Below are 13,830 nucleotides of genomic sequence, written 5' to 3'. Positions count from 1 at the left end.
TGATAATGCAAAAACTCATCAACTCAGTGCAAAACTATGCCTGGGGCAGCAAAACTGCGTTAACGGAACTCTACGGTATGGCAAATCCTGAAGGTCTGCCGATGGCAGAACTGTGGATGGGCGCGCACCCAAAGAGCAGCTCAAAGATTACCGACAGCCACGGCGTCGTGCAGTCGCTGCGCGACGTGATTGATGCCGATAAAACCACGCTGCTGGGAGCCAACGTTGCCACTCGCTTTGGCGAGTTACCTTACCTGTTTAAAGTACTTTGCGCCGCACAACCGCTCTCTATTCAGGTCCATCCGAGCAAAAAAGCAGCGGAAGTTGGTTTTGCCAAAGAAAACGCCGCCGGGATCCCACTGGACGCCGCCGAGCGTAACTACAAAGATCCAAACCACAAGCCGGAGCTGGTCTTTGCGCTGACGCCATTCCTGGCGATGAATGCCTTCCGTGAGTTTGCAGAAATCGCCTCACTGCTGCAGCCGGTTGCCGACGCCAACCCGGCTATCGGTGAGTTTATCGCCCAACCGACCAGCGAGCGCCTGAGTGCCCTGTTCGCTGGCCTGCTCAATATGCAGGGTGATGAGAAAGCCCACGCGCTGAATGTGCTGCGCGCGGCGTTGGAAAATCAGCAAGGTCCAGCCTGGGATGCAATTCGCCTGATTGCAGAGTTCTACCCGGACGACAGCGGCCTCTTCTCCCCGTTGCTGCTGAACATCGTTCAGCTTAACCCGGGCGAAGCAATGTTCCTCTACGCTGAAACCCCGCACGCCTACCTGCGCGGCACCGGGCTTGAGGTGATGGCAAACTCCGATAACGTACTTCGTGCTGGACTCACACCGAAGTATATTGATATCCCGGAACTGGTAGCGAACGTCAAATTCACCGCCAAACCGGCGAACGAACTGCTGACTCAGCCTGCACAGCACGGCGAGGCGCTGGAGTTCCCGATTCCAGTTGAGGATTTCGCCTTCTCTCTTCACGCCCTCAGCGCGAGTGAAGCCACGCTGGCTCAGGATGGCGCCGCCATTCTGTTCTGCGTGGACGGTGAATCCGTACTGAGCAAGAACGACCAGCGTCTGGTGCTGAAGCCGGGCGAATCCGCGTTCGTCGCGGCGAATGAATCCCCGGTTCAGGTCAGCGGCAGCGGCCGTTTAGCACGGGTTTATAACAAACTGCAGTAAACGCCGAAGTTAATGGAGCGGCTTGCCTATGAGACAAGCCGTAAAACGTAAACCAGGTGGCCTGTCCACCTGGTTTTTTTTAAGGATGAAAAAATGAAAAAAACGCGCGTGGCAATAGGGGTTGTTGTGGCTTTAGGCGCTGTCTGGGTTGGCAGCGCATGGTATACCGGCCAGCAATTGGAATCACGGATGGCCAGCAAGGTGGCAGAGGCGAATGGGTGGCTACAACAATATCCCACCAGCCCGGGGGTTAAAGTCAGCTATCAGGATTATCAGCGAGGCATTTTTAGCACGCAGCTTAAAATGGTGTTAACCGCCACCCCGGATGCCAAAGCATCATGGTTAGAGCCCGGTCAAAGCGTGATTCTCAATCAGACCATCGACCATGGCCCTTTCCCGGCAGCATCGCTTAAATCCTTTAACCTCATTCCCGCACTGGCGTCCGTCCACACCACGCTCGAAAATAATGCCGCCACAAAAGATGTTTTCCTGCTTTCTAAGGGGATTTCGCCTTTTGAAGTGGAAACCCGCTTCAGCTACGACGGCGCTACCGTGTCAGCTATTTCGCTTAGGCCATTACACTCCGAAACCGATCGCTCAAAGCTTGCTTTTAGCGGCGGCAACGCCATCTATTCGCTCGACGCCCGGCACGATGTGATGTCGCTGAACGGCCAAATAGAAAGCGCCCAAATCGCTACTACTGACCGGGATAATAAAAAAATAGAGTTCACCCTTCGTCAGTTGAAAACCGACAGCAGCAGTTGGGTCAGCAATTTTGGACGACTGGGCGAACAATTGATAACCCTGGAACAGGCGGCTATCACCCGCGACGGCATCCACCTGGCGGAGTTGAATAATATCCGCATCGGCGGCAAAACGGCGCTGGCCGAAGGCGGCAAAAAGATCAACTCTCAGTTAGATTTCGCGCTGGAAAACCTGAAAGTCGTGAATCGCCCCATCGGGAGCGGCCAGTTAACGCTGAAAACGGAAGGCGTTGACGGGGAGGCTATGCACCAGTTTATGGCGAGTTTGCGCACGCTGTATGCGCAGGATAAGAGCGCGCAGGAAAATATCCTCGCCACCTTACCTACCCTGCTGAAAGGCGGCCCAACGGTCACGTTGTCGCCGCTTCGCTGGAAAAATGTTAAGGGTGAGAGTTCGCTGGATCTCTCCGTGAGCGTACGGGATCCTGCGGAGGTTACAGGCGCAGCGGGCTCGACAGCGCAGGTTATCGATAGCAACGTGAAATCGTTGAGTATGAAACTGGCGATCCCAATCGACATGGCGACCGAATTGATGACGCAGATTGCGCAGACCAGGCACTTTTCTCCTGAGGACGCGGCTAAACAAGCGAATCAGCAGGTTCAGCAAATGATAATGCTCAGCAAAATGTTCAAACTGACGACAATGCAGAACAACACCATCAGCAGCGACCTTCACTATGCTGATGGCCAGGTCACGCTGAACGAGCAGAAAATGTCGCTGGAAAAATTTCTCAGCCGGACACGGTTATAGATTTATCCTCTTTTCCCTCGGCAAAACGTCATTGATGCCGGGTTCTTACCACTTCGTTTAACGCGTATTTGTAATAAGTTGAAGTTAATACTGAAGTTTCAGTACAAGCTTGCTACTCTTTTGCATAGCCTTATGACTCAACCAGGCGGCTTTCCCGCCTGGTTTCATTTTTATGGACAAATACTATGAAAAAAACGCTGGTAGCCGCAGGTATTATCGTCGCTTTAGGGGTGGTCTGGACAGGCGGAGCCTGGTATACAGGCAAACAACTGGAATCACATATTGCGGAAATGGTCTCTCAGGCGAACGCCCAGTTGAAGCTGAGCGCGCCGGAAGCCGGTCTTGAGATTAGCTATCAGGACTACCAGCGCGGCGTCTTCAGCAGCCAGTTAAAAATGGTGGTGAAGCCGCTGGCTGGCGCGGAAAATTCATGGTTAAAACCGGGTCAGAGCGTGATTCTGGATGAGTCCGTCAGCCACGGCCCAATCCCACTGGCATCGCTGAAGTCCTTCAACCTTGCCCCTGCGATGGCAAGCGTAAATACCGTGCTGGTCAACAATGAGGTGACCAAACCGCTGTTCGACATCGCCAAAGGCACCTCGCCGTTCGATATCAACACCCGCATCAGCTACAACGGCGATACCGAATCCGCCATTGCGCTCAAACCGCTGGATTACGAAAAAGATGCCGAGAAGGTCACCTTCAGCGGCGGCGATTTCGTACTCTCTGCGGATAGCCAGGGCAGCCTGGTGTCGCTGACCGGTGAAGCCAAAAGCGGCCAGGTCAACGCGGTTAACGAATACGATCAGAAGGTACGGTTCACCTTCAACAACCTGAAAACCGACGGCTCCAGCAAGCTGACCTCGTTTGAGGAGCGCATCGGTGACCAGACCCTCTCCCTGGAGCGCCTGGCGGTCTCCGTTGAAGGAAAAGATCTGGCCGAACTAACCGGTATGACCATTGCAGGGAAATCCTCCCTGACGCCTGATGGTAAAAAGATAAACAGCCAGCTCGACTACACGCTGAATAATCTCAAGCTGCAGAATCAGGATTTCGGCAGCGGCCAGCTGACGTTGAAAGTTGACGGCATTGACGGCGTGGCGATGCATCAGTTCAGCCAGCAGTATCAGGCACAGACTCAGGCACTGATGGCACAGCCGGACCTGGCGCAGAACCCAGAGCTGTATCAGCAAAAAGCGGTCGACGCGCTGTTCAACACCCTGCCGATTTTGCTGAAAGGTGATCCGGTAGTGACACTGTCACCACTGAGCTGGAAAAACGCCAAAGGCGAAAGTTCGCTGAACCTCTCCCTGGCGCTGAAAGACCCGGCACAGGCTACCGGTGAAGCCACCACGCTGGCGCAGCAGGTCGATCGCGGCGTGAAATCGCTGGATGCCAAGCTGGTGATCCCAATGGAGATGGCAACCGAGCTGATGACGCAGGTCGCACGCCTGGAAGGCTATCAGCAGGAAGATGCTGCCAAGCTGGCTGGGCAGCAGGTGCAGGGTCTGGCAGCAATGGGCCAGATGTTCCGTCTGACCACCACTCAGGACAACGCAATTAGCAGCAGCCTGCAGTACGGTGAAGGTCAGGTCACACTGAACGGCCAGAAAATGCCGCTGGAAGAGTTTGTCGGCATGTTCGGTATGCCGGGCCTGGCCCAGCCGGATGAACCCGCAACCATCCCAGCACCATAAATAAAAAAGCGCCTTAAAGGCGCTTTTTTATGACCGTAACGCAGTAGCCCGGCCGAGCAACGCGACGCCGGGAACTTCTCCCGCGCCCTATTTTCTCGCCACCAGCCGCGGCGGCATAATCAGGTTTCTCGCCGTCCCTTGCCCGGTATCAATGCGCTGCAAAATTCGCTCGGCAACGCTTTGCCCCATTTCGCGTGCCGGTGTGGTCACCCAGGTCAATGGCACGTCATCAAGCGCCTTTTCCGGCACGTCGGCAAATGCCGCCAGCGCCACGCGCTGCTCAAAATAGCTTTCGACACTGTCTTCACCGCTCTGCTTACCCGCCCGCATCAGTCCAAACCACGCGCCCATCGCAATCACGCTGTTGTAGCACAGCACGGCGCTAATCGTCGGATTATGACGCAGTAGCGCAGTGATAGCTTCCGACGCCTGCTTCTGGCTGGTCTCACACTCCAGCACCCAATCGCTGTGGAACGGCAGCCCGTATTTGATCAGCGTGGCGCAGTAGCCGCCGACCCGCTCAGCGCGGGTCAACGATGAGCTCTGCCCACCGAGCCACGCTATTCGCTGATGACCGCGACGGATCAGATGCTCAGTCACTAATTGCGCCGCCTGCATATTGTCCGGGCGAATAATATCAACCTCATCAAGGTAGCTGGCGCGTGAAGCGAACACCAATGGCGTTTCGGTTTCTGCCGCTTTAGCCCGCAGTTCGGAGGCTTGATCGACCGAACCGGCGATCACCACGCCATCAACGCCCTGCGACACCAGCGCATCGAAACGCTGCAGCATCTGCTCGCCCCGCTTTCCTCCCTGGGTCAAAAACACCATTTTGCCCTGCGATTCGAGGGCCGCGGTCATCCCCGCGGTCAGTTCAGCATAAAACGGCGACGAAAGATCGCCGACAATCAGGCCAATCACCCCCGTTTGCCCGCCGCGCAGCGAGACGGCCTGGCGGTTACGCACAAAGCCTAACTGGTCAATCGCCTGGTAGACGCGCTCACCCGTCGCGGAAGATATTCGCCCTTTACCGCTGAGAACCAGCGAAACGGTACTGACGGACACACCGGCCGCCAGTGCAACATCGTTAATGGTGACTTTTTTTGCAATCGCCATGGTTCCAGCGAGGCTCCTTTTGCTCAAGAGATAAAACGTTTTATCAACAGACTCACTTTATAAACCTTATTATCACTTGCTTTTGTGATTTGTTTCTCACTAAAAAATGGTAAAACGTTTTATCTTCCTGTCCCGTGATTGTTAGAAACCCTTTTTTCAGGATTAAGGAGTCGTTTCATGACGGCGAATACCGCACCAAAAGTTACCCTCTGGGAGTTTTTCCAGCAGCTTGGCAAAACCTTTATGCTGCCGGTTGCCCTGCTTTCCTTCTGCGGGATCATGCTTGGGATCGGCAGCTCGCTTAGCAGCCATGACGTCACCACGCTGCTGCCGTGGCTTGATACGCCGTTCCTGCAGGCCGTCTTTATCTGGATGAGTAAAGTTGGCTCCTTCGCCTTTAGCTTCCTGCCGGTGATGTTCTGTATCGCCATTCCGCTGGGGCTGGCGCGTGATAACAAAGGGGTCGCCGCTTTCGCGGGTTTCGTCGGCTACGCGGTGATGAACCTGGCGGTAAACTTCTGGCTGACCGCCAAAGGCATCCTGCCAACCACCGATGCTGCAATTCTGAAAGCGAATAACATTCAGAACATTATCGGTATTCAATCCATCGACACCGGCATTCTCGGCGCGGTTATCTGCGGGATTATCGTCTGGATGCTGCATGAGCGCTTCCACACCATCCGTCTGCCGGATGCGCTGGCCTTCTTCGGCGGCACCCGTTTTGTGCCGATTATCACCACCATCGTGCTGGGTCTGGTTGGCCTGGTGATCCCGCTGGTATGGCCGGTATTTGCGATGGGCATCAACGCGCTGGGTCATGTGATCAATAGCGCCGGTGATTTTGGCCCGATGATCTTCGGTACCGGTGAACGCCTGCTGCTGCCGTTCGGCCTGCACCACATTCTGGTGGCGCTGATTCGCTTTACCGAAGCGGGCGGTACTATGGACGTCTGCGGCCACGACGTCAGCGGCGCACTGACCATCTTCCAGGCACAGCTGAGCTGCCCGACCACTCACGGCTTCTCCGAAAGCGCTACCCGCTTCCTGTCTCAGGGTAAAATGCCTGCGTTCCTCGGCGGCCTGCCAGGTGCTGCACTGGCGATGTACCACTGCGCACGCCCGGAAAACCGTCATAAAATTAAAGGCCTGCTGATTTCCGGCGTCATCGCCTGCGTCGTGGGCGGCACCACTGAACCACTGGAATTCCTGTTCCTGTTCGTTGCACCTGTGCTGTACGTTATCCACGCACTGCTGACCGGTCTGGGCTTCACCATCATGGCGGTACTGGGCGTGACCATCGGTAACACCGACGGCAATATCATCGACTTCGTGGTGTTCGGTATCCTGCACGGTCTGTCGACCAAATGGTACCTGGTGCCGGTCGTCGCAGCTATCTGGTTCGCGGTTTACTATGCAATTTTCCGCTTCGCTATCGTGCGCTTTAACATCAAAACGCCGGGTCGCGATGTGGATACCACTCCTGCAGCAGAGCACACCTCCAGCGGCGTAACCGGGAAATCCGGCTACAACGTGCCGGTTATCCTTCAGGCGCTGGGCGGAGCTGAAAATATCATCTCGCTCGACAACTGCATCACCCGTCTGCGTCTGTCGGTAAACGACATGGACAAGGTCGACGTTGATACGCTGAAAGCCAACCGTGCCATTGGCGTGGTGAAACTGAACCAGCACAACCTGCAGGTGGTCATTGGCCCGCAGGTACAGTCGGTAAAAGACGAAATGTCGGTACTGATGAACTCCGTTCAAGCGTAAAGCCCTTTGCCCCTGTGCCTAACAGGGGCAAAATAGCCCAATCTTCCCTTCGTTAGGATCTCCACATGTTTGATTTTTCAACGGTGATTGACCGACACGGCACCTGGTGCACCCAATGGGACTATGTTGCCGACCGCTTTGGCGACGCTGACCTGCTGCCGTTTACCATTTCTGATATGGATTTTGCCACCGCGCCCTGCATTCTGGACGCACTGAGCAAACGTCTTTCTCACGGTGTATTCGGCTATAGCCGCTGGAAAAACGATGAGTTTCTTCCGGCTATCGCTCACTGGTACGCGCACCGTTTTCATGCGGTGATTGATACCAACACCCTCGTCTACGGCCCTTCTGTCATCTATATGGTGGCCGAGATGATCCGCCAGTGGTCAAAGCCTGGCGACGGCATCGTAGTACACACCCCTGCCTACGACGCGTTCTTTAAAACCATCGAAGGAAATCAACGCCACGTGGTTGGCGTGCCGATGGATAAACACGATGGGCAGTGGTTCTGCGATATGGACAAACTCGAAGCCGTGCTCGCTGAACCACACAACAGCGTGCTGTTGCTGTGTAGCCCGCAAAACCCGACGGGTAAAGTCTGGACACGTGAAGAGCTCGAAACCATGGCGGCCCTGTGCGAAAAACATAACGTGCGGGTGATAAGCGATGAGATTCATATGGATATGACCTGGCAAGGGCATAAGCATATTCCGTGGAGCGAAGTGGCTCGCGGCGAGTGGGCACTGTTCACTTCAGGGTCGAAAAGCTTCAATATCCCGGCATTTACCGGCGCATACGGCATGATTGTTGATGATGCCGCGCGCGAAGCCTATCTCACCGCGCTGAAAAACCGCGACGGCCTCTCTTCCCCTTCCGTTCCCGCGCTGGTCGCCCATATTGCCGCTTACGAACAGGGTGAATCCTGGCTGGATGCGCTGCGCGAATATCTGCAGGATAATATGCGTTATATCGAGAAAACGCTGAACGCCGCCTTCCCGGAACTGCAATGGTCGATGCCACAGGCAACCTATCTGGCATGGGTTGATTTGCGCCCGCTGAATATTGACGATCGTAAACTGCAGGAAGTGTTAATTAAACAGCAGAAGGTCGCCATTATGCCGGGCTACACCTACGGCGAAGAAGGTCACGGTTTTATTCGTCTGAACGCCGGATGCCCGCGCGTGAAGCTGGAACAAGGCGTCGAACGTCTGATTGCGGCGATTCGCACCCTGCGTTAATCGCCATTGCGCAATGCTGCCAGGCATTGCGCAAGCTTTAAGCCTTAGCTATCGATTGTTAATATCAGATCCTGCCATTCACATCTCTTAGACATAGCACGATTGCTCAATCTAAGACATTTCTTAATCTTTATTCTCCGCCCCCGTTAACACCCCACCCCAAAACAATTGAAAAATTAGTGAGTTTTAAAATGATTAACCGTCAAGCCACTGCATTAACTCTGACTGCGATTAGCATTTTATTTTCATCTGCCGCCTTTGCGGATAACGCAGCAAGAACAGACCAGGTTCGCGGCGCCGACATGCATGTCAATCTGACCGTTGAGAAATCCTGTCAGATCAGCGTGGACGATATGAACTTTGGCTCGCGTGCGAGCGACTCCGGCGATGCGACTGCTTCCGCAAATGCAACCGTGACCTGTACTACCGGCACAAGCTATAACCTCAGCAGCGAAAAAAGCCACGACTACAACATGTCGAATAACAACGGCACCGATAAGGTGGCCTACGCCCTCTATAGCGATGCTGATGATACCAACGAACTGTCCACCACCGGCATTCCACAAACCGGTACCGGCACGGCGCAGGTTATTCCTATCTACGGCAAAGTCACTGCGGACGCACTTTCACAGGCGCCCGCTGGTGTGTATGCCGATACAGTGACCCTGACCGTCTCCTACTGATTCAGCTCCCGGGGAGTAGCATATGAAACGCACACTGGCTGGCATCCTGCTCGCGACATTGGGCTCGTTATTTGCCCTTTCTTCCTATGCTGCAACCCTCCAGGTTTACCCGGTTAACGTTGGCTTTTGCGCGGGTGAAACGGCGCAGGCAATCTACGTTAAAAACGTCGGTAGCGCCGCCATTGGCGCACAAATCCGGGTATACGCCTGGCATCAGCAAAACAATACAGACGCGCTAAGTGAGACGGAGGATTTACTGGTCAGCCCGCCAATGACCACTATTCCAGCAGCCCGCCAGCAACTTATTCGCGTCATTCTTCCCGTGCCGCCCAGCGGTGATACCGAACACGCCTACCGTCTGGTCGTCGATGAACTGCCCGGCAGCAGTAACATGGCGGAAAAAGATGGCGTGCGCTTTCTGCTGCGCTACTCCATCCCGGTGTTTGTGAACTGTCACGACCAGCCGGTGGACCTGAAAAACGTAAGCGCATCAATTGATCATCTTGCCCACCCGGCGATGCTCAGAATCCGCAACAACGGCACGCAGCACATTAAGCTGAGCAACATTGCCCTGTTAGCCGGTAGCCATCGCGTGCCGATGAGTAAAGGGTTACTCGGCTACGTACTACCGAACAGTGAAAAGGAATGGCCCCTGCCAAAAGGAATCAATACGGCGTCATCTTTGTCACTTAATTTGAATGATAATGAGCAAAAACAGACCATCGATATTACTCCGTAACGCCATACCGCTTTGGTTTCTGCTCTGTCACTGCGCCTACGCCGCCAATGATGAAACGCTCTACCTGACCGTCAGCGTTAACGGTCAGCCGATTAAAGGCTTTGTGAAAGCCAAAAATATTGATAATAAGCTCTATATCTCGGCCAATGACGCCAAAAAACTGGACATCAAAACCGCCTCGCTACCAGAGCGTCAGGGGTTCTTCGACTTAAGCGCGCAGGACGGCCTGGACGTAACGTTCGATAGTCTGAGTCAGAATATCAACATCGTCGCCAGCAAAGCGTGGTTAGGGCGCGATAGCCGTCTGTCTAATCGCAACGGCTCTCATCTGATTCACACCTCTCAGCTCTCGCCGGAAGTTCGCGGGTTGGCGCTGAACTACAATGCGTTCACCAGTCACGAAAACGGCGAGCAGGAAGCTTCACTGTTCAGCGAGTTGCGCACGTTCGGCCTGGGGCCCGGTTTTTTTAGCACCTCGTTTAATAGCCAGGACTCCACTAACACCACCGACAGTGAGCGCGGTACCCATCGTCTGATGAGCAGTTGGGTCTACCAGAACGTCGATAAACTGTTCTCCATTACGCTTGGCGACAGCTTTACCAGCAGCCAAAGCTGGAACAACAGCGTGCGTTTTGGCGGTATCAATATCGCCCATAACTATTCGACACAGCCAAACTTCAGCACCTCATCGCAGGATATTCTGACCGATAGCGTCACCCTGCCATCCACCGTTGACCTCTACGTTCGCGGGGTGAAAACCTCTTCACAGCGGGTGGATCCAGGGCAATTTACGCTCAATACCGCGCCGATTTTCACCGGTAATGAAGGTGCGCAGGTGGTAATTACCGATATTAACGGCCAACAGCGGGTGGTAAATCTGGATCTCTACGGCGCCACGCAGCTACTGTCAGCCGGGCTGAATACCTGGGGCATTAGCGCAGGTTGGGTGCGAAAGGATTACACCTACGCATCGTTTAGCTATGACAGTGAATTTGTCGGCGTGGGAGACTGGCGCTACGGGGTCAGCAACAAATCCACCCTCGGGCTACATACCGAGCAAAGCGCCAGCCTGCACAATCAGGGTGCGGGCTGGGATTACCTGCTATCGCCCACGCTAGGGGTGCTTCACGCCAACGCGTCGAACAGCCGCGATGGGCAAGAGAGCGGAACGCAGTGGGGGTCAGGCTGGCAGTGGAACAATCGCCGTTTTAACGTGGCGTTGAACCATTCGCAGGCGAGCCGGGGCTATCGGGATGTTTCATCCCTGGCGGACAATACCCTGACCACGCGGGAGGATTCGGCATTTACCAGCGTCACCGTGGATGCGGTCGGTACCTTCGGCATAAGCTGGGTAAATCAAACTTACCCGGACGCCTCATCGCAGTACGTTGGTCTATCCTGGTCAAGAAGCTTTACCCACCAGATAACCTTAGCCACCAGCCTCACCCGGGAACTTGGCGATGAGCGCAATACGACGGTGTATCTGAACTTCAGTATACCGTTGAATCAGAATAAAGATTACCTTTCGCTGCAGGACAGCCACGATAACGCCGGCAATGCAATGCAGGCCAGTCTGGCCCACTCTCTCGATGCCAATAAACCCGGCTGGGGATGGAATATGTCGGCTCAAAGCGGCGATAACGCCGCGCTGCACGCGACCGTTCAGCACCGTAACCACTGGAGCGATATGGCGCTGGGCCTTAACCGTCAGGACAATAACAGCGATTACTACGGTTCAATGTCTGGGGCATTGGGGCTGTTTATGGGCCATCTGTACGCCACCCGCATGTTGGGCAGCGCGTTCGCCATTGTCGATACTTCAAACGTGCCTGACGTACCGGTTTATCTGGAACATCGGCCCGTTGGCCATACCGATAAGAACGGTATGCTGTTTCTCAACAACCTCAATGCGTATCAGGAAAACCGGTTGGATATCGATGTGCTGCAGCTCGACGAAGCCTATCGCGCCCCCTATACCGGCGAAGTGTTGATTCCGAAAGCCGCCAGCGGCGCGCTGGCTCAGTTCACTATCTACAAAACCCAGGCGCTGCTGATGACGGTGAAAACGGTCGATGGAAAAGCGGTACCGTTTTCGGCGCAGGTTAACGTACTGACCGCAGACGGTGAACCACCCGCACACGGCACACAGCACACCATTGCGGGCTATGAAGGAAAGATATATCTGGAAGATCCCCCGACCGGCGGCCATGTAGAAGTTAAATGGGCCGCTTCATCCTGTCAGGTAATACTGCCCCAGCGGCTTCACCCTACCCATTCCGTGGAGACAATCAACGCGCTATGCCAGTCACTCGCTCAATAGGATTTATCGGCCTGTTTTTACTGCTGATGTTCACCTTTAACCCCGCCGCGCAGGCGGCAAACTGCTGGAACGGCAGCCCGCCGGGGCTGAGTTTTGGTACCGTTACGCCAGGCGTTAGCAGCGCGACCAGCACCCGACTGACCTTTACCTGCAACAACTACGACGGGCAGCCGGAATACGTTCGCGCCTGTCTGAAGCTAATGGCAAACGACCCGATTCCGATGAGCCAGAATGAGCCGTCCACCACGCCGCTCTATTTTTCGCTGTACTCACTGTACGACCTGAGACACCCGCTGAGTCAGAACAGTGACGTCTACGCGCAGATTGATATGTCGCTGGCGTCCGGTCAGGGTAACGTTGAGCATGACATTCCGCTCATCGGCAAAATCAACCCCGGCCAGAGCAACATCAGCGCCGGGAGTTATTACGATTACGCCACCGGCGTTCAGATACGCTATGCCTCAGCGTCGTCGATGCAATCGCTGCCATCATGCAGCGAAGAGTCTGGCACGCTTATCACCGATCAAATCAGCGCTACCGCCACGGTGAAAAATGGCTGCGAAATCGTCAGCGTCGATAGCATGGAATTTGGCAGTAAATCACCTGCCGAAGCTGACACGTTACAGGCAAGCTCAACCGCCGACATCAGCATTCAGTGCCCGACGGGCACCACCTATGCCGTTGGCATCGGCCGCGGCCTGCACGCGGACGGTAACGCCCGACAGCTTTGCCACGACGGCGAATGCGTCAGCTATGGTCTGTATCAGGATGCTGCCCATGCCGTCGAATGGTCGCCTGACAACCCGGAGAAACAGTATTCCGGCGACGGTCAGCCGCAGAATCTGGTGGTCTACGGCGACGTACCCGCACAGAAGTGGCCTTCGGCGGGGGTCTATTCCGACACGGTGGTGATTACGCTGACCTATTAACCGCTGGCAGCAGCGCACACAGGATTTGCCCCAGTTGCGTCGCCACTGCCTCAACGGGCAGCCCCATCTGCGCGTGCATAATCGCGCCGTCCAGCGCCACCACTACCGCTGCGGTCTCATGGCCCGGCCAGCGCCCTGCCAGTTCGGCGGCAACGGCGGCTTTATGTTCGCGAGTCAACTGCTCAACCTCGGGCAGCGCATCGCCTATCTCCGCCGTCGCATTCAGAAAAGCGCAGCCGCGAAAGTCAGGCTGCTCCCACCACTGCCGCATCGTGGCGACCAGCGCCGTAGCAGGCGCCTGCCCGGCTTCACTTTGCCGCTGTAGCGTATCGCTAAACCACGTCATCCATAGCGTGTGGCGATAATCCAGATAGGCGAGAATCAGCTGATTCTTGCTGGGAAAGTGACGATAGAACGTAACTTTGGTCACCCCGGCCTGCTCGATAATTTTATCAATACCGGTGGCACGGATACCGTATAAGTAAAATAGCGCATGCGCCGTGGTGAGAATTTTTTCCCTGGCGCTGATGGCCTTTGAACCGTTTTTTACCGCGTTATTCATCGTTTTTTCACCGTTGACAAACTCTGGAGACAGGAATACGTTAGCACCAAGTAGACAGATCTGTCTACATTGCCACT

At 55.1% G+C, this 13,830-nt stretch carries 11 protein-coding genes; 9 read left to right on the top strand and 2 right to left on the bottom strand.

The features are described from left to right. The first annotated feature begins 5 nt into the window (after positions 1–5). The 3 genes from manA to AB2B48_RS05360 all read left to right on the top strand — a co-directional run bounded on the left by manA (position 6) and on the right by AB2B48_RS05360 (position 4,396). The gene (manA, locus tag AB2B48_RS05370) at positions 6–1,184 is read left to right on the top strand and encodes a mannose-6-phosphate isomerase (protein WP_368301020.1); all 1,179 of its coding nucleotides are present in this window, start codon (positions 6–8) and stop codon (positions 1,182–1,184) included. Positions 1,185–1,277: 93 nt separating this feature from the next. Next, positions 1,278–2,699, top strand: coding sequence for a YdgA family protein (locus AB2B48_RS05365; protein WP_368301019.1), 1,422 nt, complete (start codon positions 1,278–1,280; stop codon positions 2,697–2,699). A gap of 185 nt (positions 2,700–2,884) precedes the next feature. Beyond that, on the top strand, positions 2,885–4,396 hold the full coding sequence (locus AB2B48_RS05360; protein ID WP_368301018.1) for a YdgA family protein: 1,512 nt from the start codon (positions 2,885–2,887) through the stop codon (positions 4,394–4,396). Between the two features lie 87 nt (positions 4,397–4,483). Here the strand turns inward: AB2B48_RS05360 and AB2B48_RS05355 are convergent, their stop codons facing one another. Beyond that, positions 4,484–5,512: a Mal regulon transcriptional regulator MalI gene (locus AB2B48_RS05355; protein WP_368301017.1), complete on the bottom strand. Its 1,029-nt coding sequence runs from the start codon at positions 5,510–5,512 to the stop codon at positions 4,484–4,486. Positions 5,513–5,689: 177 nt separating this feature from the next. Here AB2B48_RS05355 and malX point away from each other — a divergent pair, with 177 nt between their 5' ends. From malX to AB2B48_RS05325, 6 genes are all read left to right on the top strand, one after another. Beyond that, on the top strand, positions 5,690–7,282 hold the full coding sequence (malX, locus tag AB2B48_RS05350; RefSeq protein WP_368301016.1) for a maltose/glucose-specific PTS transporter subunit IIBC: 1,593 nt from the start codon (positions 5,690–5,692) through the stop codon (positions 7,280–7,282). A gap of 65 nt (positions 7,283–7,347) precedes the next feature. Continuing rightward, entirely contained in the window at positions 7,348–8,520 is a 1,173-nt protein-coding gene (locus AB2B48_RS05345) for a MalY/PatB family protein (protein ID WP_368301015.1), read from the top strand. A gap of 191 nt (positions 8,521–8,711) precedes the next feature. Next, entirely contained in the window at positions 8,712–9,203 is a 492-nt protein-coding gene (locus AB2B48_RS05340; protein WP_185666190.1) for a spore coat U domain-containing protein, read from the top strand. A gap of 22 nt (positions 9,204–9,225) precedes the next feature. Next, positions 9,226–9,942, top strand: a complete 717-nt coding sequence (locus AB2B48_RS05335) for a molecular chaperone (RefSeq protein WP_368301014.1) — start codon at positions 9,226–9,228, stop codon at positions 9,940–9,942. Next, on the top strand, positions 9,908–12,262 hold the full coding sequence (locus AB2B48_RS05330; protein WP_368301013.1) for a fimbria/pilus outer membrane usher protein: 2,355 nt from the start codon (positions 9,908–9,910) through the stop codon (positions 12,260–12,262). The genes AB2B48_RS05335 and AB2B48_RS05330 overlap by 35 nt, the downstream gene beginning before the upstream one ends. After that, complete coding sequence (locus AB2B48_RS05325) at positions 12,241–13,191, top strand: spore coat protein U domain-containing protein (RefSeq protein ID WP_368301012.1); 951 nt, start codon at positions 12,241–12,243, stop codon at positions 13,189–13,191. Before AB2B48_RS05330 ends, AB2B48_RS05325 begins: the two co-directional genes overlap by 22 nt. Here AB2B48_RS05325 and AB2B48_RS05320 read toward each other — a convergent pair. Then, positions 13,175–13,753, bottom strand: a complete 579-nt coding sequence (locus AB2B48_RS05320; RefSeq protein ID WP_368301011.1) for a TetR/AcrR family transcriptional regulator — start codon at positions 13,751–13,753, stop codon at positions 13,175–13,177. The two genes, AB2B48_RS05325 and AB2B48_RS05320, sit on opposite strands and share 17 nt — an antisense overlap. Between the last annotated feature and the right edge of the window lie 77 nt (positions 13,754–13,830).

Source organism: Kluyvera sichuanensis, assembly GCF_040930405.1.
Classification (GTDB): domain Bacteria; phylum Pseudomonadota; class Gammaproteobacteria; order Enterobacterales; family Enterobacteriaceae; genus Kluyvera; species Kluyvera sichuanensis.
The sequence above is the reverse complement of the archived record's forward strand: the minus strand, read 5'-3'. Positions and strand labels throughout refer to the sequence as shown.